The sequence below is a fragment of the Myxococcus sp. NMCA1 genome (assembly GCF_026810205.1).
Lineage (GTDB): Bacteria > Myxococcota > Myxococcia > Myxococcales > Myxococcaceae > Myxococcus > Myxococcus xanthus_A.
The window spans coordinates 8,864,474-8,888,588 of sequence record NZ_CP113950.1 but is presented as its reverse complement, the minus strand read 5'-3'; the positions used below and the strand labels follow the sequence as shown (position 1 = coordinate 8,888,588).

The window sequence follows — 24,115 nt, the reverse complement described above, 5'->3', positions numbered from 1 at the left end:
CCCAAGGAGGCTCTTCGTGAGCCAGGAAGCATTCATCTTCGACGCCGTCCGGACCCCTCGCGGCAAGGGTAGGAAAGGCGCGCTGCACGGCACCAAGCCCATCACGCTGCTCACCGGGCTGGTGGACGCGCTCAAGAAGCGCCACCCGAACCTGGACCCCAAGCGCATCGACGACGTGGTGCTCGGCGTCGTGTCGCCCGTGGGGGAGCAGGGCGCGGACATCGCTCGTACCCTGGTGCTGGCCGCGGGGCTGCCGGAGACGGTGGGCGGCGTGCAGCTCAACCGCTTCTGCGCGTCCGGCCTCACGGCGGTGAACATGGCCGCCCAGCAGGTGCGCTCGGGCTGGGAGCACCTGGTCATCGCGGGCGGCGTGGAGAGCATGTCGCGCGTGCCCATGGGCTCGGACGGCGGCGCCTGGGCCATGGACCCGGCCACCAACTTCGACACCTACTTCGTCCCGCAGGGCATCTCCGCGGACCTCATCGCCACCATCGAGGGCTTCACGCGCGAGGACGTGGACCGCTACGCGGCCCGTTCGCAGCAACTGGCGGCCCAGGCGTGGGCCGGCGGGTACTTCAAGAACTCCGTCGTCCCGGTGGTGGACCAGAACGGCCTCACCGTGCTGGACCACGATGAGCTCATGCGCCCGGACTCCACTGTGGCGTCGCTCGGCAAGCTCAACCCGTCCTTCACCGTCATGGGCGAGGCGGGCGGCTTCGACGCGGTGGCCCTGCAGAAGTATCACTTCGTGGAGCGCATCGAGCACGTCCACACGCCGGGCAACTCGTCGGGCATCGTGGACGGCGCGGCGCTGGTGCTCATCGGCTCGGAGCAGGTGGGCAAGTCGCTGGGGCTCACGCCGCGCGCGCGCATCGCCGCGGTGGCCACGTCCGGCTCGGACCCCACCATCATGCTCACCGGTCCGATTCCGGCCACCCGGAAGCTGCTGGAGATTGCCGGCCTGTCGGTGAAGGACATCGACCTGTTCGAACTCAACGAGGCCTTCGCCTCGGTGGTGCTCAAGTACCAGAAGGACCTCGGCATTCCGGACGAGAAGCTGAACGTGAACGGCGGCGCCATCGCCATGGGGCACCCGCTGGGCGCCACGGGCGCGATGATTCTGGGGACGATGGTGGACGAGCTGGAGCGACGCAAGGCGCGCCGCGCGGTCATCACCTTGTGCGTGGGTGGTGGCATGGGCGTGGCCACCCTCATCGAACGCGTCTGAGCTTCTCTTCCAACACTTCGATAGGATTCGAGCGAACCCCATGAGCGAGCAGAACACCATCCGCTGGGACAAGGACGCCGACGGCATCGTCGTCTTGACGTTGGATGACCCGAACCAGTCCGCAAACACCATGAACGCCGCGTATCTGAAGTCCATGCGCGCGACGGTGGACCGGTTGGTCAAGGAGAAGGACACCCTCACCGGTGTCATCCTCACCTCCGCGAAGAAGACGTTCTTCGCCGGTGGTGATTTGAAGGACCTGCTGAAGGTGCGTAAGGAGGACGCGAAGCAGTCCTTCGAGCTGGGGCAGGAAATCAAGGCGCAGCTGCGCACGCTGGAGACGCTGGGCAAGCCCGTGGTCGCGGCCATCAACGGCGCGGCGCTGGGCGGCGGGCTGGAGATCGCGCTCGCGTGCCACCGCCGCATCATCGCGGACGTGAAGGGCGCCCAGGTGGGCCTGCCGGAAGTCACGCTGGGCCTCTTGCCCGGTGGCGGCGGCGTGGTGCGCACGGTGCGGATGCTGGGCATCGTGGACGCGCTGATGAAGGTGCTGCTCCAGGGCCAGCGCTACCGTCCGCAGGAGGCGAAGGAGGCCGGCCTGGTCCACGAGGTGGTGGACTCCGTGGAGGCGCTCCTGCCCGCGGCCAAGGCGTGGGTGAAGGCCAATCCCACCGCGCAGCAGCCGTGGGACCAGAAGGGCTACAAGATTCCGGGTGGCACGCCGTCGTCTCCGGGGCTGGCGGCGAACCTGCCCGCGTTCCCCGCGAACCTGCGCAAGCAGCTCAAGGGCGCGAACATGCCGGCGCCCCGCGCCATCATGGCCACGGCGGTGGAGAGCACGCAGGTGGACGTGGACACCGCGTTCACCGTGGAGTCGCGCTACTTCACCGAGCTCGTCACGGGGCAGGTCGCGAAGAACATGATTCAGGCGTTCTTCTTCGACATGCAGCACATCAACTCCGGTGGCGGCCGTCCCAAGGACTACCCGCAGCACACCGCGAAGAAGGTGGGCGTGCTGGGCGCGGGGATGATGGGCGCGGGCATCGCCTACGTCTGCGCCAAGGCTGGCATCGACGTGGTGCTCAAGGACGTGAGCCTCGCGTCGGCGGAGAAGGGCAAGGAGTACTCCGTCAAGCTGGTGGAGAAGGCCATCCAGAAGGGCAAGTCCACGAAGGAGAAGGGTGACGCGCTGCTGGCGCGAATCACGCCCACCGCGGACGCCGCCGCCCTCAAGGGGTGTGACCTCGTCATCGAGGCCGTGTTCGAGGATGTGAAGCTCAAGCACCAGGTCTTCCAGGAGGTCCAGGACGTGGTCGCCCCGGACGCGGTGCTCGGGTCCAATACGTCCACGCTGCCCATCTCCGTGCTCGCCGAGGGCGTGAAGCGGACGGAGGACTTCGTGGGCATGCACTTCTTCTCCCCCGTGGACAAGATGCCGCTGCTGGAGCTCATCGCGGGCAAGAAGACGAGCGACGCCACGCTCGCGAAGGCCATCGACATCGCGGTGCAGATTGGGAAGACGCCCATCGTCGTCAACGACAGCCGGGGCTTCTTCACCAGCCGCGTCATCGGCACCTTCCTCAACGAGGCCATCGCCATGGTGGGTGAGGGCATCTCGCCCGCCTCCATCGAGCAGGCGGGCCTCCAGGCGGGCTACCCCGCCGCCCCGCTCCAACTGGTGGACGAACTCACGCTGACGCTGCCGCGCAAGATTCGTCAGGAGACGAAGGCGGCCACCCTGGCGGAGGGCAAGCCCTGGGCGGAGCACAGCAGCTACGCCGTGATGGACGCGCTGATTGACCAGCACCAGCGCAAGGGCCGCTCCACGGGCGGCGGGTTCTACGACTACGTGGACGGCAAGCGCACGGGCCTGTGGGCGGGACTGGCGCAGCACTTCACCAGGCCCGGCCACACCATCCCCTTCGAGGACATGAAGGAGCGGATGTTGTTCGCCGAGGCCATCGACACGGTGCGCTGCTTCGACGAGGGCGTGCTGCGCTCCGCCGCGGACGCGAACATCGGCTCCATCCTCGGCATCGGCTTCCCTGCGTGGACGGGCGGCGTGGCGCAGTTCATCAACGGCTACGAGGGACGGACGGGCAACGGGCCGCGGGGCTTCATCGCCCGCGCGCGTGAGCTCGCGCAGCGCTACGGCGCGCACTTCGAGCCGCCGGCGTCGCTCGTCGAGAAGGCCGAACGAGGCGAACTCTTGAAGTAGCAGTTCACACAAGGAGAGGTCCGATGAGTCAGGGCTCCAGCCGTCTCGCCGCCGTTCCACCTTCGTTCGATGCGAAGGCGCTCGTCGAGAAGCAGCGAGCCCGTTTCGAGACCCGTGCCACGCTGCCGTTGGCGTGGCGACGGGAGCAGTTGCAGGTGCTCGAACGGGTTGCACGCAAGTACGAGGCGGAGATTCTCGCCGCCCTGCAGTCGGACCTCTCCAAGAGCCCCGAGGAGGCCTACCTCACGGAGGTGGGCAGCATCTACGGGGAGCTGAAGGACGCGCTGAAGAACGTGAAGGCGTGGATGGCGCCGCGCAAGGGGGCGGCGCCGCTCGCAATCCAACCCGCGCGCGTCTGGCAGTACTCGGACCCGCTGGGCGTGACGCTCATCATCTCCCCGTGGAACTACCCCTATCAGTTGGCGATTGCTCCGCTCATCGGGGCGCTCGCCGCGGGCTGTACCGCCGTGCTGAAGCCCAGCGAGCTGTCCCCGGCGACGTCCGCCGTGCTCGCGCGGATGCTGAAAGAAGCCTTCCCCGAGGACGTCGTCGCCGTCGTGGAGGGCGGCGCGGAGGTGAGCCGGGCCCTGCTCGACGAGCGCTGGGACCTCATCTTCTTCACCGGCGGCCCCCAGGTGGGCCGGGTGGTGGCGGAAGCCGCGGCGAAGCACCTGACGCCCACCGTGCTGGAGCTGGGCGGCAAGAGCCCCTGCATCATCGACAAGAGCGCGGACCTGGAAGTCACCGCGCGCCGCATCGCCTGGGGCAAGTACCTCAACGCCGGGCAGACCTGCATCGCCCCGGACTATGTGCTCATTCCGCCCGAGCTCAAGGGCCGCTTCACGGAGCTGGTCCAGAAGGCCGTCACCGGCTTCTACGGCGCGAACACGCGTGAGAGCCGCGACTATGGCCGCCTCATCAGTTCGCGGCACTTCGAGCGCGTCTCGAAGCTGGCGCAGGACGGGACCGTGGCATTTGGCGGTGAGCGGGACGCGGACAGCCGCTTCTTCGCGCCCACCGTCATCACCGACGCGCCGCTGTCCAGCCCGCTGATGCAGGAGGAGATTTTCGGGCCCCTGCTGCCGCTGGTGGACTGTCCGAGCATCGACGAGGCCATCCGCTTCGTCCGCGCGAGGCCGAAGCCGCTGGCGCTCTACACCTTCTCCAAGGACGCGGCGGTGAACGAGCGCGTCCTCACGGAGACGTCGAGCGGCGGCGCGGTGGCCAACGACGTGTGCGTCCACTTCGCGGCGAAGGGCCTGTCTTTCGGAGGCGTGGGGGAGTCCGGCACCGGCGGCTACCACGGCCAGGCCAGCTTCGACGCCTTCAGCCACCGCAAGGGCGTGGTGAAGCGGCCCTTCCTGCTCGACATGAAGCTGCGCTACCCGCCCTACACAGGGAAGCTGGACCTCTTCAAACGCTTCCTGTGACGCGAAGGTCGCGGCCTCCTGGCGGATTCTCCAGGAGGCCGGCGCCCGCGCTCAGACTCGACTTTCGCCATTCTGCTGGGGAGCACGGCACGGACCGTGGCTCCACTCGCGCACGTTTTGGCCTGGAGTCGCTGGCGACGCCACCACCAAGCCGTCGCCATGCAATGTCACTATCGGGCCCGAGGAGCGCGACTCAAACTCCAGCTGTAGGAGTAAACCGGAAGCGGATGCATGCCGCCCAGGCGGGCCTTGGCAAGTCGTGGATTTCTCAGCGAGGGGATGGCACCACGCAACGCGCTCCAGGCCCCCGGCGGTGACCGCAGTCACCAGGCGGATGGCGCCAGTCATCACGGAGTCCGTTGCCGGGCTCACCTGCCGACAAGCGCGTTTGCTTTCACAGCCCCTAAGGAAATTTGGAATCGAAGCGCTCCCGGAAATGTCAGATCGGCCCGGTATGAATCTCCCTGCGCAGCGCCATTCAGGGCGTCGCCGAAAGGGTTGTCTTCACAATGAATATGTCATTGATTTCCCTCGGGCTTTTGGTCGGCATGACAGGGGTCGGCTGCGCAGGGCTCGACGAGGCAGAGGCGGTGGACTCCTCCGTGTCGACGGACGCGACCTCCCAGGCCGCCCAAGGCCTGGTCACTCATGTCACCGGTACCAGCCCGGTCACCTTCGTCGCCACGTCGGGCAACGAGACGAAGCCATACGACCAGTCCGCCACGTCGGTGGTGGCATACATGCGGGACTCAACGACCGGGGCGTTCACGGCCTATCCGGGCACGGGCTCCGCGGACGGCACCATCTCCGTGCCGAACGTCCCTTCCGGCCGCATCTACCTGAAGCTGGGCTCGCGCTACCTGGTGAGCACCGGCCGCGCGTTCGATCTGGGCTCCACGGAGTGGGGCCGCGATGGCACCTTCGCCTCGCTGCCCACTCCCGTGATGGTGTCCGCCACCGGCCTGTCTCCCTGGCAGCCGGGGGACTTCCTGGACATGTATTCGTTGAACCCGGGCGCGTTCGGCTACATCGACGGCAGCGCCACGGGGCGCCCCCTGGCGGGCGCCACGTCGCTCTCCGGGCTGAGCTTCGATTACGCCAACATGCTCAACCCGGTGCTGCTCGACAGCAGCCGCGGGGATGTGTTCTCGCTGGCGCAGATGCGGTTGCAGACGAGCGCGAATGGAGTGCCCTACCGCGCGATGCACAAGGTGCTCGATACGAGCATGACGCAGGTGGAGGGCCAGCCCGTCACCGTCAGCGGAACCTTCACCCAGCCCGTCGCGACAGGCACCTTCGCGGTGGACTGGAGACGCTCGGCCTTCGAAGCCATTCGCACCCAGGTGAACCCGGACGCGGTCAGCACGTACAACGAGATCTGGATGTCCGCCCGGCCGGCCGCGCTGAGCTCGGCGCTCGCGTCCATCAGCGGGCCGCCACTGCTCGTGAAGCTCAATCCTGACACGCAGCGGACCGACATCGTCACGGGGAGCATGACCTACAACAACCCGCTCCCGGCGACGTGGCAGAAGGTGGCGTTCGCAGTCGCGGGCTTCACGAAGAGCTACGCGCTGGGAACCGCGACGCCCTACACCATGAGCGTGGACATCCGCGTGGAGCAAGAGGCGAGCGCGTTCACCGCCGCGCCCGTGCAGCCCCTCGTCGGGCCGGTGCAGGCGCCCCAGGTGAACACGCGCGGCGCATTCCAGAACCTCACGGGCGTGGGGACCGACGCCTCGCTGCGCTGGTCGAAGCCGCTGGTCGGAACGGCCACGAACTACGTGGTGAACATCTACCGGCTAGGCGCGAGCAACGGTTCCACCACCGCGACGCGCGTGGCGGTGCTGCACACGGATCTCCAGAGCGTGTACCTGCCCCCGGACGTGCTGCGGGCGGGCCAGACGTACTTCGCGGAGATCCAGAGCTGGTACCAGCCCGGCTCGAACCTCGCGACGAGCCCGTTCAAGCGCTCGCTGCCTCGAGGCCGCGCCAGCGTGCTCACCGGCATGTTCAGCCCGTAGCCGCTGAAGTCCTGGGAAGGAAGGGAGCCCGCTCCCTTTCTTCCTCACGAGCCGCATCGCTTCAGCGGGTCAGAGCGTCTTCATGTATTCGATGATGGCCCAGCGCTCGTCGTCCGTGAGCGACTGGTTGAAGTCATGGCCTTCGTTGCCGAGCCCGTAGAGGTGCGAGTTGAAAATCATCCGCGAGCGAATCTGCTTCTGGGTGATGGGCGGCGGTGACTGGTAGGCCAGCGAGTTGTAGTTGGCCACCACGTTGGCGATGTTGGCGAAGGCGATGTCGATGGTCGCCATGTGCTGGCTGCAGGGGATGAACGGGTCCCTGCTGGGCACGTCGCCGCAGGCCAGGCGCGTCACCTTCCAGCCGAGCTTGTTGAAGTCGTACGCCGCGAAGTCCATGGCGTAGCCGGCGTTGGTTCCCCGGTTGTTGGGCTCCGTCTGCTGGCGCTGCCACACCTTCGGGCGGTCCGACGGCTTCAGCACGTCCCACAGGGTGGGCACGCTGCTGTTGTGGAGGTAGGGCGCGGAGGCCCACGCGCCGTAGAGCGGTGGCGCGATGTAGCCGAACGGCTCAATCCAGATGTTCGGCCCTTCGGGCGAGTAGATGGGCCCCACCCCCCGGTCATACGCGGCACGCGGCACGCGGCGCAGGGCGCTCATGATGGGGTCGTCGTAGAAGGGCCCGTGGTCGGGGTGCATGTCGTTGTAGGCCAGGAAGGACGTGTTCCAGGCCCGGCGCTTGCGCTCGTCCGCCATCAGGTCCTTGCGGGCCGGGTCCGTCCGGATGGTCTCAATGGGCGTGATGACGCCGGAGATGCCCTTGAGGCGCGGGTCCGGCAGGTAGGCGGGGTTGGCCGCGTAGCGCGGCGCGTAGACGCCGTGGCAGCTCGCGCACGAGCCGTTGCCGGGCGTCTTCGGGATGTTGGCGTTGGCGCCATTGGCCCAGAGGTCGCGCTCGTGGAAGAGGATGGCGCCGCGTTCGGCGAGCGCGGTGTTGATGGGCTTGGGGTAGGTGGGGGGCGAGAGCGAGAGGAAGAAGTTGTCGTTGTCCTCGAACTCCGCGGTGAGCGCGCGGCGCTCCGAGGCCGAGCGGCCGATGTTCGCGACGCCGAACGCCATCTCCGAGCGGACGTTGTCCGACGTGAGCGCGCCGTCCCAGAACTGGCGCGTCTTGAAGGCGCGGTACCACCAGTTGGGCGCGCGGGACATGCCACCCGCGTGCGTGGGGAAGTACTCCAGCAGGCTGGGGGCCAGCGCCAGGGAGTCCATGTCGAAGAGGGCGGGCAGCAGGTCGACGATGCCGATGGCGTCACTCATGCCGCGGCCCACGCTCCAGGGCACGGGCACAATCTGGAACACGTTGCCCACGACGGTGGAGCGGAACATGTCGGACTGGATGAGGCCCGGATCGCTGGCGTCCGTGGAGCGTCCCCAGACGAAGGAGGATTCCTGGTCGTTGCCCAGCTTCGAGTCGTGGCAGCCCGAGCAACTGGAGGCAATCATCCCCGTGAAGCGGCCATTGGAATCCCGTTCCTGCACCAGGCCCAGCGGGAGCTGGCCGCTGCCTCCGTTGGTGAGGTTGGGGTTCTCCCACGGCATCGGGTAGGGATTGCGGAAGGGCGCCTTCGAGAGCCCGAAGCGGTTGATGATCTGCTCGTCGAAGTCCGAGGGGCGGAAGAGGTAGCCCCATTGGAGATACATGTTGTAGTAGGCCAGCGACGTCGTGAAGGGCTGGAAGTAGGCGCGCGTCTCGATGTTCACCCGGCCACGGTGGGCGCTCGCGCGGAACTCGCCGCAGTTCTTCGGGTTGGGTGGCAGGTTGGAGACGAACGGCGGCGGCGGTGAGTGCAGGTCCACCCAGTAGGCGTTGAACTGCACCGCGGCGCCGGGCTTGTTGACGCCGGGAACCACCAGGGTGCGCGGGTCCAGCGGCAGCGGTGTGGAATCCGGTTTCCCCTGGCACGCCGCCGCGAAGGGCGCGCGAAGGGGCGTCATGTCCAACAGCGGCAACGGCTCCGCTGCTGCCTGCCCCGCGCTGATGGCCCAGAGCAAGGTACTCGAAACGGCCAACGGACGACTCCAATGCAGTCGCATGCGCGCAACCCTCCAATTGCTTATTGGCATTGTGACAACAAGAAACTAGTAGGCTTCCGGGTGAAGGCTCGCAATACGCAGCGCGTTAGGGATTCCCGGTGCGGGCTCGCGTCCGTTGGCGGCTGGTGGGAATCGCGTAGGGTGGATGGATGGCTTCGAAGCGCGTTCCCTCCGTCACTGAAATCGGGCCCGGCAACTCGGGGCTCCAGGCTGCGTTCTGCGACTACGTGCCGCAAGTCTTCACCCGCGCTGACTTCCGGCGTTGGACGCAGTGGGGTGAATGGAATGACGACTACCGCGCGTTCGCGGTGGTGGAGGACGGCCGGGTTTTGGCCAATGCCTCGGTGACGCGGATGCGGTTGTTGCTCGAAGGCCGGGAGGTGACGGGTTACCAGCTGGGCGCCGTGGGGAGCCTGCCTTCCGAGCGCGGGCGGGGGTTGGCGCGCGAGGTGATGAACGCGGCGCTGGCGCACTGTGGTGACGCGCCCGTGCTGCTGTTCGCCAACAAGAGCGTGCTGGAGTTCTACCCGCGCTTCGGCTTCGAGCCCCGGCGCCAGACGCTGTTCTCCGCCTCGCACATGGCGCGGCCGGGAGGGACAGCGGCGCCGCGGCTCGACCTGGCGGAGGCGGACGTGCGGGCGCGGCTCCGAATGCTCTCTGACGAGGGGTTGCCGGTGACGGAGCGCTTCGGCGCGCGGGGCACGGCCTCTATCGCCAGTTGGTATGCGGCGAATGGGTTCGCGCGGCCACTGCGCGCCCTGAGCGACGAGGCCTGGGTGTTCGCGGAGGTGGAGGGCGAGACGCTGTTCGTCGACGACATCTTCGCGCGTGCGCCCTTTGATTTACGGGCGGCGCTGCCGCGGCTCATCGACCGGCCGATTTCGTCCATCCAGTTCGGCTTCACGCCGGAGCGCTGGTGGCCCGGCGCGGTGGAGGCGGGCGAGGACACGGAGGCGGACCTGTTCGTGCGGGGACTGACGTCCCCACGTGAGGCGAACCTCCTTCCCGTCATGGCGCGGACCTGAGCCCAGGGCCGATTGTCAGAGGTAGCTCATCCAGGGACTGGAGGAGCGGGCCTTCAGCGCGGCGAAGGCGCGGCAGGCGAACCACATGGGCACCGTGGTCAGCAGCGCCATGAGCCAGAGTTCGCCGACGTTCGGCAGGCTGAACAGCGCGCCCTGGTTGGGGCCGAAGGTGAGCAGCGCGAGCTTGTTCATCGCGTGCAGCAGGTACAGGTGGACGACGTAGAAGAACAGCGGCGCGGCGCCGAACACCGCCAGGGTGGATGTCAGTGACGCAGGCGCCTTGTCCAGCAGCGCCAGCAGGCCCGCGCCCACGCCGAGTGTCAGCAGCAGGAAGTCGAGCGACGGCGGGTACTTCGTCAGATTGACGAAGGACATGGCCGTTTCCATCGGCGTAGCGCCGGGCGACCACGGCAGGGGCTCGCCGTAGATGTTGATGAGCCGCAGCAGCACGAAGAGGCCCACCGAGGATGCTGACGCCAGCAGCAGGCGGCGGCGCCTCGCCGCTGGGGCGACCTGGGACGAGAACCACGGCCCTACCGCGAAGCCCAGGGCGATGACGCCCATCCACGGCAGGACGGGGTAGGACGTCTTGAGCTGCGCGCCCCAGGGAAGGGCGATGAAGCCCCGGTCATGTAGCAGCGCCCACAGGGCCTGTCCCGGCTGGCCTGCTTCGAAGTGAATCGGGTCGAGCAGGTTGTGGCCGAAAATCACGAGCAGCGCGAAGGTGAGCAGCGCGGGTCGTGGCAGGTAGAGCAGGGCGGACAGCACCATCATCGACAGGCCAATCGCGCCGATGACCTGGAAGTAATAGGTCTGGGGCAGGAGCGTGAAGGTCCAGGCGAAGTTGATGACGGTCAGCTCCAGCACGAGCAGGAAGAGGCCGCGCTTGAACAGGAAGCTGGAGGCCGCTTTACGCCCTCCGTGCCGCTGGCCGTAGAGCCAGGCCGCCACGCCCGTCAGGATGACGAACACGGGCGCGCAGAGGTGCGCGGCGAACCGCGTGAAGAAGAGGCTGGGCGGCGTGGTGGATATCACCACCGGGTCGCTCACCTGGGCGTGCAGGTAGAAGTACTCCCGCACGTGGTCGACAATCATCAGCGCCATGACCAGCCCTCGGAGGGCGTCGATGCCGACGATGCGGCGGCCCTTGGAGCCCACCGTCTCACGCGACGAGGCAGCGGAAGGGGCGGCGAAGGCGGGGAGTGGTGTCTGAGCGAGTTGTGTCATCGCGAGCGAGGGGAGAAGGCCATCCGCGCGGTGGCTCGTGGAACATGCATGCGCTCCTTGCCCTGGCCTGCTGCCCTGGTAACGCCCTCGGGGCTGCGTTGGATGGCAGGGGGGATGTCTCACATGCAGGAGGAACGCAGCGGGAAGAATCCCCGTTCTTCCTCGTGGGTGAGGAGTATATGGGTTTAAATTGTATTTGCAATGTAGTGGCGATTATGGGACTTGCTTCCGGCGGCGCGTGCGACCGCCTTCGCTCCCGTGCGACTCGGGCGCCCGCCTTTGTCTGGAGGCAGTGGCAGCTGCCAGGAGCTGGCGAAACCTGGGACACGCCATGTGGCTCGGCGCGGGACAGTTCGCCGCGTGCCGCAAGCCATCGCGCATGGCGCTCAGCCGCCGGATGGTGCTGTCGAGTTCCTCCGCCTTCGCGGTCAGCAGCTCCCGGTCAATGCGCGGTTGTCCGTCCGGCGCGAACATCCGAGCCAGCTCATCCAGTGAGAAGCCGGCTTCGCGTCCCAATGCGATGAGTGCGAGCCGCTCCAGCACGTCGGGGTTGAACAGGCGGCGCAGGCCTCGCCTGCCCGTCGAGGAGAGCAGGCCCTTTGCCTCATAGAAACGCAGCGTCGAGGCAGGAACGCCCGTGCGCCGGGCAACCTCGGTGATGTCCAGGTCTCTCACCTGTTGACCTCAAGTCGACTTGAACTGGCACTGTACGGCCTTCACTTCTTGAAGGCATGTGAAGGGAGACGCGCGATGGCATCTGGTCACCAGCCCCCGGAGGGGCAGGCAGCGCTTTGGAATGGCCCCGCGGGACAGGCCTGGGTCGATAGCCGGGACCTGCTCGAAGGGATGTTCAAGCCGTTCGAGGACTTGCTCGTCGAGGCCGTCCAAGCCCGCGGCGCGCGTCAGGTGCTCGACGTGGGCTGTGGGACGGGCAGCACGACGCTCGCCGTCGCGCGGCGGCTCGGTGCCCAGGGACACTGCGTCGGCATCGACATCTCCGCACCCATGCTCGCGGCGGCGCGGGCCCGGGCCGAAGCGGAGCATGTGGCCGCCAGCTTCATCGAGGCCAACGCGGAGCATCACGCCTTCGAGCGAGGGCGCTTCGACATGGTGATTTCACGCTTCGGCGTGATGTTCTTCGACGATGCCGTCCAGGCCTTCGTGAACCTGAGACGTTCCGCAAGAGAGAATGCCAGGCTGACCTTCATCGCCTGGCGAAGCCCCTCGGAGAACCCGTTCATGACGACCGCCGAGCGGGCCGCGGCGCCCCTCCTTCCAAACATGCCCGCCCGCCAGCCGAACGCGCCGGGCCAGTTCGCCTTCGCGGATGGGGACCGGGTCCATCGCATCCTGGAGCAGAGCGGCTGGAGGGACATCGACATCCACCCCATTGATGCCACCTGCACCCTGCCCGAGCGGGGGTTGGTCCAGTACGTGACCCGGCTTGGGCCCCTCGGTCGCGTTCTTCACGAAGCCGACGAGAGGACCCGGACTCACGTCATCGAAACCGTCCGCGCCGCCTTCAACCCCTATGTGCACGGCGACGAGGTGCGGTTCACCGCCGCTTGCTGGCGGGTCGAAGCTCGCGCTCCCGCTGAGGCCCTCTCGGCGTGACGTGACGGGCGGCTCCCTGAAGGAAGGCCGCCGCCGCCAGTCTGGGAGAAGGTTCAGGGACTACTGCTGCCGGCCCTCGATGGCGCACATGAGCACCGCCGCCGCGATGCCGAGCCGCCGGTCCAGCTGGCGGTCGGTGTCCATGGAGAAGTCCAAATCAATCTTCTGGATGAACGGGTTGAAGCGCTGGTGGAAGGCGAGCACCTGATTGAGGCCCATCGTCCCGGTGAAGGACTGGGGAATCAGCGCGGTCAGGAAGCGGCGCACCAGCGCCATCATCATGCTGTCCTCTTCAATCTTCCCCACCTCCTGGTCATTCGCGTCCAGCACCAGCCACTGGTCGCGGAGGAGGGAGCGCAGGCCCTTGCGGCGCAGCGCGCCCACGCGCGCGCCCGTGGTGGCATCCGTCACGTCGTACGTCATGCCGAAGTCGAGGATGCCGCGCGCCTTGATGGTGAGCAGCTCCTCACGCATCTCCTCGTCGCTGTAGATACGGATGTCCTCCTTCAACTTGAAGGCCTTCAGCTTCGAGTAGAAGGCGAGGTTGCCCGCCTCGTCGTAGATGTGGAACGCGTCGCCGAACAGCTTGAAGAACTTGCGGCGAATCATGTAGCGCGTCTGGCCGAAGCGGCCGGGGGCGAGGTGGCTGGGAGGACGGGTCTGGAGTGCGGTCGACATTCCGCCACCCATAGCAAAGGTCGCCAGTGACTGGCACGGGGCACTCGCTCATTGCGAGCCCGGTAATTCCCGCGAGGCGTGAGCGCTTCAACGGGAAGGCGGGTACTTCTGTAGCTTGCGCTGGAGCGAGCGCCGGTGGATGCCCAGCTTGCGCGCCGCCTCGGAGATGTTGCCGCCGCAGTCCGCCAGCACGCGGTTGATGTGCTCCCACTCGGCGCGCGCCAGGGACGGGGCCTCGAAGCTCTCCGATGTCGCGACGGAGGGCTCGCCGGACGCACGCGCGAAGGCCGCGAGCAGGTCATCCGCGTCCGCGGGCTTCGGAAGGTAGTTCACCGCGCCCAGCCGGATGGCATCCACCGTGGTGGCGATGCTTCCGTAACCGGTGAGGACGATGACGCGCGTGGAGGCATCCACCGCGAGCAAATCCCTCACCACCTCCAGGCCGCTGCGGCCCGGCATGCGCAGGTCCACCACCGCGTACTCGGGTGACTCGCGGCGCGCGGCGGCCAGGGCCTCGTCGTAGTCCCCCGCGGTGGTGACGTCCCAGCCGCGCTCGCGGAAGGCGCGGGCCAGCCGCTCGCGCAGGGTGGAATCGTCATCCACCAGCAACAGGCTGGGACGCTGCTCCGTGCCCGCGCTCGCGAAGCTCATGGCGCGCCCTCCGTCACCGGCAGCGAGAGGCTCGCCGTGGTGCCCCGGCCCGGCGTCGAGCGCAGCTCCAGCGAGCCGCCCAGCTGCTCCACCAGCGTGCGCGCCAGGAAGAGCCCCAGGCCCATTCCTTCGCCCGGTGGCTTGGTGGTGAAGAAGGGCTCGCCCGCCCGGGACAACACGTCCGCCGCCATCCCCGTGCCCGCGTCGCGCACCTCCAGCAGGGCACCTTCGCCGCGCGCTCGCACGCGCAGCTCCACGGGACGTGACACCTGGGACGCCTGGAGCGCGTTCTTCACCAGCCCGCGCAGCACCCGGGCCAGTGCCCGGGGCGGGCCGTGGACGCGCCAGTCGCGGGCCTCGGTGGGCAGTTCGACATTCACCCGCTCCGCGCCGGGAAGCTCCGCCAGCATGTCCTCCACCAGCCGGCTCAGGGGCACGGGGTGGAAGGGCTCACCCGTCGTCTGCCCGGCGTCCGCGGACATCTGCACCAGGACGTCGCGGCAGCGGTCCACCTGCTGGCGGATGAGGCGGAGGTCCTCGCGAACGGACTCGGAGGTGCCCGCGGTGGCCAGCGCGCGCTCCACCTCCTTGGTCACCACGGCGATGGTGGACAGCGGCGTGGACAACTCGTGCGCGGCGCCCGCGGCCAGCGTCGCCAGCGAGGCCACCTTCTCCCGCCGCGCGTGCAGCGCGCGCGCCTGCGCCAGCTCCTGCTCCCGCGCCCCGAGCGCCCGCGTGACGCGCTGGACGAAGTAGACGATGAAGCCCGCGGCCACGGCGAAAGCCACCCACATGCCGTTGATGTGCAGCCGCATCAGCTCCGCGTGGTCCGGCCGCGACAGGCCCGCTGGCAGCTCCACGTCCTGCAACACGAACAGCGAGCCGAAGGCCGTCAGCGTGAAGCCGAGCAGACCCCACATCCACCGCGAGGGCAGCAGCACGGTGCCCAGCGCCACGTTCACCAGGTAGAGCGTGGTGAAGGGGTTGTGCGTGCCGCCGCTGAGGGCCAGCAAGCCGGTGAGCACCAGCGTGTCCCACAGCATCAGCTTGCCAAGGGTGCCCTCCGTCACCCGGAGGCCGCGCGCCAGCCACGCCCGCGCCGACACGTTGGTCAGCGCCTCCAGGCCCAGCAGCGCGAACAACACCGACACCGGCAGCGCCAGCTCCAACCCGAAGGCGGCCACGCCGATGACGAGCGTCTGGCCCAGCAGCAGGCCCCATCGCAAGCGCAGCAGCCACTCCAGGTTGATGCGGGCCCGGGAGTCGGGCTCTGGGAGCGGCGGGGCGGCTTGGGGCGGAGGCGTCATGGTGCGACGGAGGAGGGAGGCACCACCGAGCGGGCCACGTTGCCCACCAGGTCCACGTTGGCGGGCGGCTGCTCGGCGCTGACGCCATCCAGCCACGTATCCCACGAGAGCGCAAAGACGAGCTGCGTGTGAGGATTGGCTTCTGACAGCGTCACCCACTCCAGTAGCACGTCCACCGAGGCACGCGTCTGGAAGCTCACCTCGAAGGGCTGGGGCTCGCTGTCCTGTCTGGTACTCAGGGTGCCACGCAGGTGCAGGCTGCGGCCCACCATGTCCACCGGCGCGTCGCCCTGGGCGGCGGCGGCCAGGCCTTGCGCGTCGTTGCCCGCGGGCTCGAAGTTGAGGCGCGCGTGGCAGTAGCGGCCCGGCGGCGGGTGCAGCGCGCCCAGCGGAATGACCGTTCCATCCTCGCCACCCAGGTTCACGACGTGGGCGGTGTCCAGCCGTGTGGGGTGGGTCACCGTGTGGTGGGCCCACGCCGTGCCCACGGGGGACAGCTGACGCAGGAAGCGTTTCCAGCCGACCTCCGCGCAGGGGAGCAGCTCCATGCTGCCCAGCGTGACGAAGCCGCTGGTGAGGACGGCGCGGGTGCCCTGGTCGTTCATGAGCTCGCGCGCGCCGGCCGCACCCGAGATGGGCCGCGCCCGGGCGGTGATGAGCGCGAGGTCGAGCGTCATGCCGTCCTGGACGTTGGTGCCGCCGCAGCCGGCGAGAGACAGGAGCGCGGCGGCGCCCACGGTGACGGGCTTGAGGAAGGAGCGCATGGTTCAGAGGTCGTAGGCGACGGACAACATCGCGATGGGCGTGGGGACGACGCGGCCACGCAGTTGGTTGATGAAGGGCACGCGCACGCCCGCCGCGACGACGACGTCCATGCCCGGGCTGAAGATCACGTCGGGAGACGCGTAGCCGATGAATCCGCCCGTGTGCTCATGGCGCTCGCTGTCCGTGTGGCCCTGGTGCTCGCCTTCCGTGTCGGCCGGCGCTTCCAGGCGGCTGTCGAAGCCCAGGCGCAGGGCCCAGCGGGCAGACGGCTGGTACTGCGCGGCGAGCGTGGTGCGGAGGGAGGCACCCGCGCGGAAGCCCTGGATGCCGCGCGTGGGGAGGAAGCCGGTGGCGCTGGCCAGGAAGGACCAGCTGCCGCGGAAGTGCTGATAGGCGAGGCCGGCCAGTGGATCCACCGAGCCGCTGCCCAGCTGACTGTCCAGGGCCAACTGGGCGCCATCCGGACCGCGCAGCACGGGCGCGGTGGGGAGCTTCACGCCGCCCAGCACGCTGAACAGGTGGTCCGCGGAGAAGGCCTTGTCCTGGAAGAGGAACACCTTCGCGGCGACCTCCACGTCGCCAATGCCCCAGCCGCGGTCCCGGGCGAGGCTGACGTGCCGCACCTCGCGGGCCTGCAGGGGCAGGGTGGCGGAGAGGAACAGCCAGGGGAGCGGCGCGTAGGCCACCGCCAGGTCCATGCGCGCCTCGCGCAGGCGCAGGGCGTCCACTCCCTCCTCACCGACCGTGTGGCCCCATCCCCGGACGGTGGAAGACAGGCGCAGGCGGCCGGAGAACGGCTGCTCGGTGCCCATGGACATGAGCGTGGGGTCGCCACAAGCGCAGGTGGCGCAGGCCCAGGCGCTCGAAGTGGGGACGAGCAGCAGGGCGCTGGACAACAGGAGGCTGACGGTCAGGGCGTTCTTCACGGCCCGCGCACCATACGTGCTGGCCTGGAGGCCCGCGTGTGGCGTGTTGTCGCAGCGTGCCATGGCCAGGGAGGGCTGGCGGCGAAGGGCGAGCAGGCAGGCGAGCGGCCGGTGTCACGCAGGAATCGATGCCCACGTTGAGAATGGCGACGTCCTGCCAGCGTTGTGGGGCTGGGAGGAGGGACGACAGGGAGGATTCATGGGCGTGCTAGCGCCGATTGGCCGGCTGCTCTTTTCGGCCATCTTCATCACCAGCGGCCTGAACCACTTCTTCCAGTTGGAGGCGCTGACGGGCGTGGCCCAGGCGTCCGGGGTGCCGGAGCCGCGCATGGCGGTGCTGGGGTCCGGCGTGGCGCTGGTGGTGGGCGGCTTGTCCGTGCTGCTGGGCGTGTTCGCCCGCCTGGGCGCGGCGGCCATCGCCATCTTCCTGCTGTCCGCCGCCTTCATGGTCCACAGGTTCTGGCTGGTGACGGACCCGGTGCAGGCGCAGGACCAGCTCACCCACTTCATGAAGAACCTTTCCATGGCGGGTGGCGCGCTGCTCATCGTCTACTTCGGGTCCGGGCCCTTCAGCCTGCGGCGCAAGAAGGCGGAAGGGCTGGGGAGCGGGAGGCTGGGCGTTCCGCTGCGGTCTTGAGGCTCAGGGCGTGGGGGCGCTGACGGCCGGGGCCTCCGCGCTGTCGGGAATCCAGGTGATGAAGGCGGAGGCCTCGGGCAGGTTCCGCTTCAGCTTGTCGCAGGGGACGTGCACGGTCGTGTGGTTGTCCGAGCCCGCCGTCATGAGGAAACAGCTCTCCGTGCGCGGGTCGATGAGATAGGCGTTCCGGCCGTCGATGTTGATGAGGGCGAATTTCCCCGCCTCCGGCAGCTTGACGTAGTCGAAGTGAGACGGAACGCAGCCCACGAGCGGCAGGAGCAGCACGGCACACCGGAGCAGTGATTTGCGCATGCGGCGAATGTTACCTGCTCCGGCCGTGCGGCACCATCTGAGTTGGGAATCCTCAGCGCTGGACCGCAAGGATTCGCCAAGTCTTCGAGTCAATCGCATACCGCGCTCCCATGTCGTAGGGGGCACCCTTTCTCTCGCATGCGTCGGGGTCCAGCGAGATGCTCACGAGGATGATTCCGCCTTCGTACGGAGCCGCTGTCACGTCGTAGGACTCTCGCCGATAGAGGCACTCCCCTCCGGGCCGGTCGCCCGGCGGGAGCTTCAGGTCCCATGGCAGGTAGTCCTCCATGGCGAGCTGGACAGCCTGGGCCAGGGGGCGCCGGATGATGACGCGTCCCTCTTCCGGCATTCCAACGGGGAACTCGAACCTTGAGGCTTCCTCCGCGGGCACATGGACAGGACGAGGCGGCTTCTTGAAGAGGGCGCATGCCGGGAGCGTGCACAGGCACATCAGGGGCAACCACTTTGGCATCATGATGTCTCCTGTCAGTCCTCGCGTCCGACGGGGGTGATGAAGCCGAACGGTTTGTCTGCGGGCTTGATGAGCCCGATGCGGACCCACTGCTTCCCTCGACGCGAGTAGACCTCGCCGGGCCTGTCTACATCATCCAGGTGGGGGATCAGCTTCTGGATGTGGCACGCCGAATCGAACTGAATCTTGATGAGCCAGAGTTGATTGGCTGCGCGCCGGTCCGGCTCGGATAGCGGCGAAGGGTGCCAGGGATGACTGTGGTAGTCGGCGAGGATGGAGAGGGACCGGGCCTCGGGGTCGATGACCTTGCGAACGGGAAAGCAGGACTTCTTCGTCGCTTCCCTGCGCAGTTGCCATCGGCCGAGGGGAGAGGGATGGCTGACGCGGTAGATGCCGTCGCCTCGGGAGTAGATGAGGCCGCAGTACTCCTGTCCGTAATCCCTGTCGGTCGCGCCCGGGAGCTTCATGATGGCGGGGCACAGGCGGTCGATGACCTCATCCACGTCCCGGGATGGCTCGACGCCAGACCATGGCCCCCGCGCACAGACATAGTCCGAGTCGTCGCTGATGAAGCCGTAGTTCTCCGTCTCGTGTGCCTTGCGAGGAGCGCTTTCACAAGCAAGGCACACGAGGAGCAGGGATGCAGGCCACCAGAGCCTCGGGCGCATGCTCCCTGCTTAGGAGATGCGCGGCGGGCTCGCAAGCCAGCCTGGCGTGCGCTACCCCGCGCTGACGGCGGCCTGTCGAAGCGTGAAGAAGGCCACCTCCGGCTCGCTGCCCCGGCGCAGGTAGGGGCCGCCGAAGCCGAAGCCCAGGCCCCGGTTCACGTACAGCTGGTTGCCATTCACGTGGTAGTGGCCGCGGATGTACGGCTGGCCCGCGCGGCGGAAGAGGGCCTCCGTCAGGCCGCGCACCACGAACTGGCCGCCGTGCGTGTGCCCGGAGAACTGCACCAGTCCCGCGTGCGCCGGCAGCTTCTCCGCCGTGGGTGGCGTGTGGGCCAGCACCAGCCGCGTGCCCGACACCGGCGCACCCCGGAAGGTGGCCTCCACGTCGTCCCGGCCGGTGAGCCCGTCGTCGATGCCCAGCACCGTCACCGGCGCGCCCTTCACGTTCACCTGCCGGTGCTCATTCTGCAGCACCGTGTAGCCCATCCGTTCGAAGGACTCGCGCAGGTATGGCGCGTTCACCCAGTGGTCATGGTTGCCCATCACCACGTAGACGGGGCCCTGGATGCCGGCCAGCAGCTCGCGCACGCGCGGCAACGGCTTGGGGCTGTGCGTGACGTAGTCGCCGGTGAGGAACACCAGGTCCGGCTTCTCCTCGTTGACCGCCTCCACCGCGCGGCGGATGCGCAGCGCCGAGGTGGCCTGCCCCACGTGCACGTCCGACAGCTGCGCGATGCGCAGGCCGTCATGCTCGGCATGCATGTGCTGGACCATCAGCACGTTCTCCGAAAGGGAGAAGTGGTCCCGCCAACGCAGGCGCCGCTCCGTGCGGAAGGGGTCGGCACCGCTGCGCGCGACCAGCGCATTGCGCCCGTCCTCCTGCACGTTCCGCCTGAAGCTGTTGGCCGGAGCTGCCAGGGGGGCGTCACGACGGGCGAGACGTCTCAGGCGCATGCGGTTCGGTTCCTTTCGGTGCCGGGGACGGCGTAGGGGCTCGATTGTAGCGAGCCAGGCGAGGTGGGTTGAAGCAGGTGTCCCTCGCACGCCTGCCCAGCCAGCGGCCGGCGCTCGGGGTGCAGGGAAAACCCGCGCGATTTCAGGAAGATTCCGAAGCGTCCTCAGGCATCCTTCCCTCATTGGACAGACGTCCGGGGGGCGTGCAGTGACGACGGTGACCGTTGGGATTGCTACACCCGGGGGGACGATGACCCCCAGGCTCGGGTCTGCCCAGGACACGGGGCCGGACGTGACAACGCCAGAAGGTGGAGGAATCGCCGCGCCCCCTTCCGGCGGCGGTTCGCGGCCGGTGGAGCTGGCCGAGCTCATGTCCACGGTGCCGCTGGGCATGGCCATCATCGACCGCGAGCTGCGCTTCGTCGAGGTGAGCGACGCCATGGCCGCCATGCATGGCGTGTCGCGCGAGGCCCACCTGGGCCAGTCCATGGTGGAGGTGCTGCGCGCCGAACCCTCCGCGGCCGACGTGGTGCGCCGCGTCCGCCGCGTGCTGGAGACGGGCGTGGCGCTGGAGGGCGTGGAAATCATCCACCGCGAGTCGGGCGCCCACGGCGAGCGCACCCGCGTCTACCGCGCCAGCTACCACCCCGTGCGCCGCGATGGCGCCATCGTCGCCGCGTGCATCTACGTGGAGGACATGACGGAGCGCCGCCGCGTGGAGGCCCAGCGCGACGCGGGCGCGGCCCGGGAGCGCTCGGTGCGTGAGCAGGCCCTGCGCGAGACGCAGGAGGCCGTGCGCGCCCGGGATGAGTTCCTCAGCGTGGCGGCCCACGAGCTGCGCACGCCCCTCACCAGCCTGCGCCTGCACCTGCAGCTGCTGCTGCGCCAGGTGGGCGGCTCGAACCACGAGCCGCCCGCGGAGCTGGCGCCCAGGGCCCGCGTGCTGGACCGCCAGTTGTCGCGGCTGGTGGGGCTGGTGAACACGCTGCTGGACGTGTCGCGGCTGGCCGCGGGCCGGCTGTCGCTGGAGCCCCGGGAGCTGGATCTGGCGCAGATGGTGCGGCAGATGGCGGAGGCCTTCTCCGAGGAGTTCAACCGCGCCGGCAGCACGTTGTCGCTGCACGTGGACGGACCGCTGCTGGGCGAATGGGATTCGCTGCGCCTGGAGCAGGTGCTGGTGAACCTGCTCTCCAACGCCGTGAAGTACGGCGGAGGCCAGCCGGTGGAGGTGTCGCTGGCCAGCGAGGGCCCCACGGCGGTGCTCGCCGTGAAGGACCAGGGCATCGGCATCTCCGAGGACGGCATGGCGCGCCTGTTCGGCAAGTTCGAGCGCGCGGTGTCGGAGCGGCACTACGGCGGCCTGGGCCTGGGCCTCTACATCACCCGTCAAATCGTGGAGGCCATGGGCGGCAGCATCACCGTGCGCTCCGCGCAGGGAAAAGGCTCCACGTTCATCCTCCGCCTGCCCACGCGGCCCCCGGTGCCCACCAAGGCCGCCGCGGGCGCGCGGTAGATTCAAGACGCGCCCCCCGGGGCGCCCGTGCGGGGCACCCCGGGGGCTTCCCCGTGCTTCATTTGCCGCGGAGGACCGTCAGGCCTCTGTCGGTGAGGACGTACAGCGCCGCCGGCGTCACCCGCGGGTCGTAGATGAGCTGCCGCACCCGGGAGCCGCTCACGTCCGCCACCTTCTCCAGCGTCTTCTGCGGCGTGAGGCGCCACAGGCCCGAGCGGTCCGTGCCGACGTAGAGCGAGCCGTCACCCGTGGCCGCCAGCGCGTTGATGTTCTGGAGCGCGGCGTTCTGCTCCGCGTTGGCGCCGGTCAGCCGGGTGCCCGTCTGGGCCTGATTGGAGGCCCACGTAATCGTCATCTCCCACAGGCCGTGGTCCTTGCTGCCCAGGTAGTAGCGGCCGTCGGTCGTCTGCTGGAAGCCGCGCCAGCTGTCGAACTCACTGATGCCGTTGAGCTGGGGCAGGTAGGAGGACTCCACCTTCATCAGGTTGACGCGCTTGTCCATGTTGTCCCAGTCGCCGTGGTGGGGCGTCGGCGTGACGGTGCCGAACATCCACTCGTTGGCGATGAGGACGTCCCCGTCCTGCGCGATGCCGAGCCCGTAGGTGTAGCCCGCCATCTGGCTGCCCTTCTCGTTGAGCCACACCGGGTGCCGGTGGGAGTTGTACTCCAGGCCGCGGATGCGGGTGACGCCGTGGTTGGAGCCCACGTAGACGTCGCCCTCGTCACGGCCGTGCATCACCGTCACGCAGCTCAGGATGCTGCGGTCCTCGTCGAAGTGGTGGTCGTTGCTGTTGCGGATGCCCAGGTTGTGCACGTCATCCAGCCGGCGCGGGCCGGTCTGCACGCGGGGATTGCCGTTCGCGTCCGTCGTGTTGCGCACCGACTGGTGCAGGTGCTCCTCGAAGACAATCTGCCCGCTGCCGTCCAGGCGCACCACGTCCACGTCACCCTGCTTGTAGTACTGGAGCCGGCGGTGGCTGTACGGGAAGCACGGCTGCGTCGGGTCGGGCTGGTAGCACTCGTTGGGGCTGACGATGTAGTTGGGCTGCAGGCCCGGGAAGTCCGGGTCCGTGCGCAGGTCCGTCGTCGCGTAGCCCACGTAGGCGCGGCCCGCGCTGCCACCACAGATGACGGTGGAGCCGGTGGCCGCCCGGTCCGGACCGAAGCCGCCCTGGGCCTGGCCAATGGGCGAGCGCGTCCAGACGACCTGCCGCGTGTCCGCGCGCAGCACGCCAATCCGGTCGCCATCCAGCAGCCAGATGTTGTGCGCGGCGTCCACGCCCACCGCCTGCGCCCGGGAGATGTTGTAGCGGGACGAGTAGTTCGTCACCGCGTCCGTCGGCCACGGCCCTTCAACAGGACCGCTGCCCGCGTCCGGCTCCGAGCCCCCGTCGGGCTCCGTGCCCGCGTCCGGCTCCGTCCCCGCATCCGGCTGCGTGCCGGCGTCGGGCTCTGGCCGCGCCACCGGTGGAATGTTGTCGATATCGCTGTCCGTCGTGGGGGACGTGGGCTCGTTCGAGCCACCGCATGCCCATGCCGTCATCACCACTGCTCCGAGACACCCGCCCCACAGTCGTCGATTCACCGCTTCCTCCTCCTGCGGGACGCACAGCAATTCGCATACCGGGCCTTGGACGCCTGGCCGCCCGGGAAACAGGGTCAGCGTGGGCAAAACGTTTCCCTGTCTGGAGAAGAAGAGGGCCTCGCGGTGACGAAAAACGAACGGGCCCGCCTCCGGTGTGGAAGCAGGCCCGTTCCGAGGCACGATGCGCGTGTCGCCAGGACTACCGCGTCGGCGTGCCGTCGAGCTCCTTGTCGACGGACTCATGTGGCTGCGTGCCCGCGCCGCCGGTGCCCGGCTGCTTCTTCTTGGCGCCCTTGGGGCTGGTGGCGCGCAGCTCCAGCGCGACGACCTCATCGCCCTCCAGTTGGAACTTCGCGCGCACCGAGGCGCCTTCCGGAATCTCATCCGTCTTGGCGACCTTCTTGCCGTCCAGCATCAGCACCGTCTTGTCGCGCACGTCCAGGTCCGCGTCGGGCAGGCCCGGGCGGGACAGGCTCACGCCGTCCGCGGTGGCATCCTTGAGGGTGCCTTGCAGGCTCATGGCCTTGTCCATCTTGAAGGTGCCTTCATCCTCCGTCTGGACGCCCGTCACGTCCTTGGCGGCCTTGCCGATGGCGGGCCCCACTTCGGTGGCGTCCACGCCGGTGCTCTTCTCCGTACCGGGGCGGGGTACCTGCGTCTGCGACGGCTGCTGCTGCGCGAACGCGGCGCTTCCCACGCACAATGCGACTGCGGCGATGAGCTTCTTCATCATCCCTCTCCCTGGGTTCAGTTCGGTTGGACCGACTGCTGGGAGCAAGGGTGGGGCCGCTTC

At 68.5% G+C, this 24,115-nt stretch carries 22 protein-coding genes; 8 read left to right on the top strand and 14 right to left on the bottom strand.

The features are described from left to right. Positions 1-16: 16 nt before the first annotated feature. The 4 genes from OZ403_RS36865 to OZ403_RS36850 all read left to right on the top strand — a co-directional run bounded on the left by OZ403_RS36865 (position 17) and on the right by OZ403_RS36850 (position 6,897). Positions 17-1,228, top strand: a complete 1,212-nt coding sequence (locus OZ403_RS36865; protein WP_140795865.1) for an acetyl-CoA C-acetyltransferase — start codon at positions 17-19, stop codon at positions 1,226-1,228. Between the two features lie 40 nt (positions 1,229-1,268). Next, a complete protein-coding gene (locus OZ403_RS36860) occupies positions 1,269-3,446 on the top strand; it encodes a 3-hydroxyacyl-CoA dehydrogenase NAD-binding domain-containing protein (RefSeq protein WP_140800317.1) in 2,178 nt (725 codons plus the stop codon). A 23-nt stretch (positions 3,447-3,469) separates the two neighbouring features. Next, positions 3,470-4,876: an aldehyde dehydrogenase family protein gene (locus OZ403_RS36855; RefSeq protein WP_140800316.1), complete on the top strand. Its 1,407-nt coding sequence runs from the start codon at positions 3,470-3,472 to the stop codon at positions 4,874-4,876. Between the two features lie 509 nt (positions 4,877-5,385). Next, positions 5,386-6,897, top strand: a complete 1,512-nt coding sequence (locus OZ403_RS36850; protein ID WP_268782950.1) for an ABC transporter substrate-binding protein — start codon at positions 5,386-5,388, stop codon at positions 6,895-6,897. 69 nt (positions 6,898-6,966) lie between these two features. On the opposite strand, the gene roxA is transcribed toward OZ403_RS36850, so the two are convergent. Next, positions 6,967-8,964, bottom strand: coding sequence for a rubber dioxygenase RoxA (roxA, locus tag OZ403_RS36845; RefSeq protein WP_328285487.1), 1,998 nt, complete (start codon positions 8,962-8,964; stop codon positions 6,967-6,969). Positions 8,965-9,137: 173 nt separating this feature from the next. Here roxA and OZ403_RS36840 point away from each other — a divergent pair, with 173 nt between their 5' ends. Next, complete coding sequence (locus OZ403_RS36840; protein WP_140795861.1) at positions 9,138-10,013, top strand: GNAT family N-acetyltransferase; 876 nt, start codon at positions 9,138-9,140, stop codon at positions 10,011-10,013. Positions 10,014-10,028: 15 nt separating this feature from the next. Here the strand turns inward: OZ403_RS36840 and OZ403_RS36835 are convergent, their stop codons facing one another. Both OZ403_RS36835 and OZ403_RS36830 read right to left on the bottom strand, forming a co-directional pair. Beyond that, entirely contained in the window at positions 10,029-11,240 is a 1,212-nt protein-coding gene (locus OZ403_RS36835) for a DUF1624 domain-containing protein (protein ID WP_268782948.1), read from the bottom strand. 213 nt (positions 11,241-11,453) lie between these two features. Continuing rightward, on the bottom strand, positions 11,454-11,915 hold the full coding sequence (locus OZ403_RS36830; protein WP_140795859.1) for a helix-turn-helix domain-containing protein: 462 nt from the start codon (positions 11,913-11,915) through the stop codon (positions 11,454-11,456). A gap of 75 nt (positions 11,916-11,990) precedes the next feature. Between OZ403_RS36830 and OZ403_RS36825 the strand changes: the two genes are divergently transcribed. Beyond that, positions 11,991-12,854: a class I SAM-dependent methyltransferase gene (locus tag OZ403_RS36825; protein WP_140795858.1), complete on the top strand. Its 864-nt coding sequence runs from the start codon at positions 11,991-11,993 to the stop codon at positions 12,852-12,854. A 60-nt stretch (positions 12,855-12,914) separates the two neighbouring features. On the opposite strand, the gene OZ403_RS36820 is transcribed toward OZ403_RS36825, so the two are convergent. The 5 genes from OZ403_RS36820 to OZ403_RS36800 all read right to left on the bottom strand — a co-directional run bounded on the left by OZ403_RS36820 (position 12,915) and on the right by OZ403_RS36800 (position 17,181). Then, positions 12,915-13,532 carry a hypothetical protein gene (locus OZ403_RS36820; RefSeq protein WP_174258994.1) on the bottom strand — a complete coding sequence of 206 codons (618 nt, stop codon included), beginning with the start codon at positions 13,530-13,532 and terminating at the stop codon, positions 12,915-12,917. An 87-nt stretch (positions 13,533-13,619) separates the two neighbouring features. Next, positions 13,620-14,183 (bottom strand): response regulator transcription factor, encoded by a 564-nt coding sequence (locus OZ403_RS36815; RefSeq protein ID WP_268782947.1) that lies wholly within the window; start codon positions 14,181-14,183, stop codon positions 13,620-13,622. Continuing rightward, on the bottom strand, positions 14,180-15,490 hold the full coding sequence (locus OZ403_RS36810; protein ID WP_140800310.1) for an ATP-binding protein: 1,311 nt from the start codon (positions 15,488-15,490) through the stop codon (positions 14,180-14,182). Before OZ403_RS36810 ends, OZ403_RS36815 begins: the two co-directional genes overlap by 4 nt. Further along, positions 15,487-16,254, bottom strand: coding sequence for a hypothetical protein (locus OZ403_RS36805; protein ID WP_268782946.1), 768 nt, complete (start codon positions 16,252-16,254; stop codon positions 15,487-15,489). Before OZ403_RS36805 ends, OZ403_RS36810 begins: the two co-directional genes overlap by 4 nt. A 3-nt stretch (positions 16,255-16,257) precedes the next feature. Then, positions 16,258-17,181, bottom strand: a complete 924-nt coding sequence (locus OZ403_RS36800) for a transporter (protein ID WP_174258993.1) — start codon at positions 17,179-17,181, stop codon at positions 16,258-16,260. Between the two features lie 199 nt (positions 17,182-17,380). On the opposite strand from OZ403_RS36800, the gene OZ403_RS36795 reads away from it, so the two are divergent. Continuing rightward, entirely contained in the window at positions 17,381-17,818 is a 438-nt protein-coding gene (locus tag OZ403_RS36795) for a DoxX family protein (protein ID WP_140800307.1), read from the top strand. Between the two features lie 3 nt (positions 17,819-17,821). On the opposite strand, the gene OZ403_RS36790 is transcribed toward OZ403_RS36795, so the two are convergent. From OZ403_RS36790 to OZ403_RS36775, 4 genes are read right to left on the bottom strand one after another with little or no spacing between them, the layout of a single operon-like run. Next, a complete protein-coding gene (locus tag OZ403_RS36790; RefSeq protein WP_237077792.1) occupies positions 17,822-18,130 on the bottom strand; it encodes a hypothetical protein in 309 nt (102 codons plus the stop codon). A 52-nt stretch (positions 18,131-18,182) separates the two neighbouring features. Continuing rightward, positions 18,183-18,602, bottom strand: coding sequence for a hypothetical protein (locus tag OZ403_RS36785; protein ID WP_140796730.1), 420 nt, complete (start codon positions 18,600-18,602; stop codon positions 18,183-18,185). A 14-nt stretch (positions 18,603-18,616) separates the two neighbouring features. After that, complete coding sequence (locus OZ403_RS36780) at positions 18,617-19,270, bottom strand: Mov34/MPN/PAD-1 family protein (RefSeq protein WP_268782945.1); 654 nt, start codon at positions 19,268-19,270, stop codon at positions 18,617-18,619. Between the two features lie 51 nt (positions 19,271-19,321). Then, entirely contained in the window at positions 19,322-20,224 is a 903-nt protein-coding gene (locus OZ403_RS36775; protein WP_140795850.1) for a metallophosphoesterase, read from the bottom strand. Between the two features lie 352 nt (positions 20,225-20,576). On the opposite strand from OZ403_RS36775, the gene OZ403_RS36770 reads away from it, so the two are divergent. After that, positions 20,577-21,737 carry a sensor histidine kinase gene (locus OZ403_RS36770; RefSeq protein WP_140796729.1) on the top strand — a complete coding sequence of 387 codons (1,161 nt, stop codon included), beginning with the start codon at positions 20,577-20,579 and terminating at the stop codon, positions 21,735-21,737. A gap of 58 nt (positions 21,738-21,795) precedes the next feature. Here the strand turns inward: OZ403_RS36770 and OZ403_RS36765 are convergent, their stop codons facing one another. Together OZ403_RS36765 and OZ403_RS36760 are read right to left on the bottom strand one after the other, a co-directional pair. After that, positions 21,796-23,565, bottom strand: a complete 1,770-nt coding sequence (locus OZ403_RS36765) for a hypothetical protein (RefSeq protein WP_140857696.1) — start codon at positions 23,563-23,565, stop codon at positions 21,796-21,798. Continuing rightward, complete coding sequence (locus OZ403_RS36760) at positions 23,522-24,055, bottom strand: hypothetical protein (protein WP_140795848.1); 534 nt, start codon at positions 24,053-24,055, stop codon at positions 23,522-23,524. The genes OZ403_RS36765 and OZ403_RS36760 overlap by 44 nt, the downstream gene beginning before the upstream one ends. Positions 24,056-24,115 lie beyond the last annotated feature (60 nt).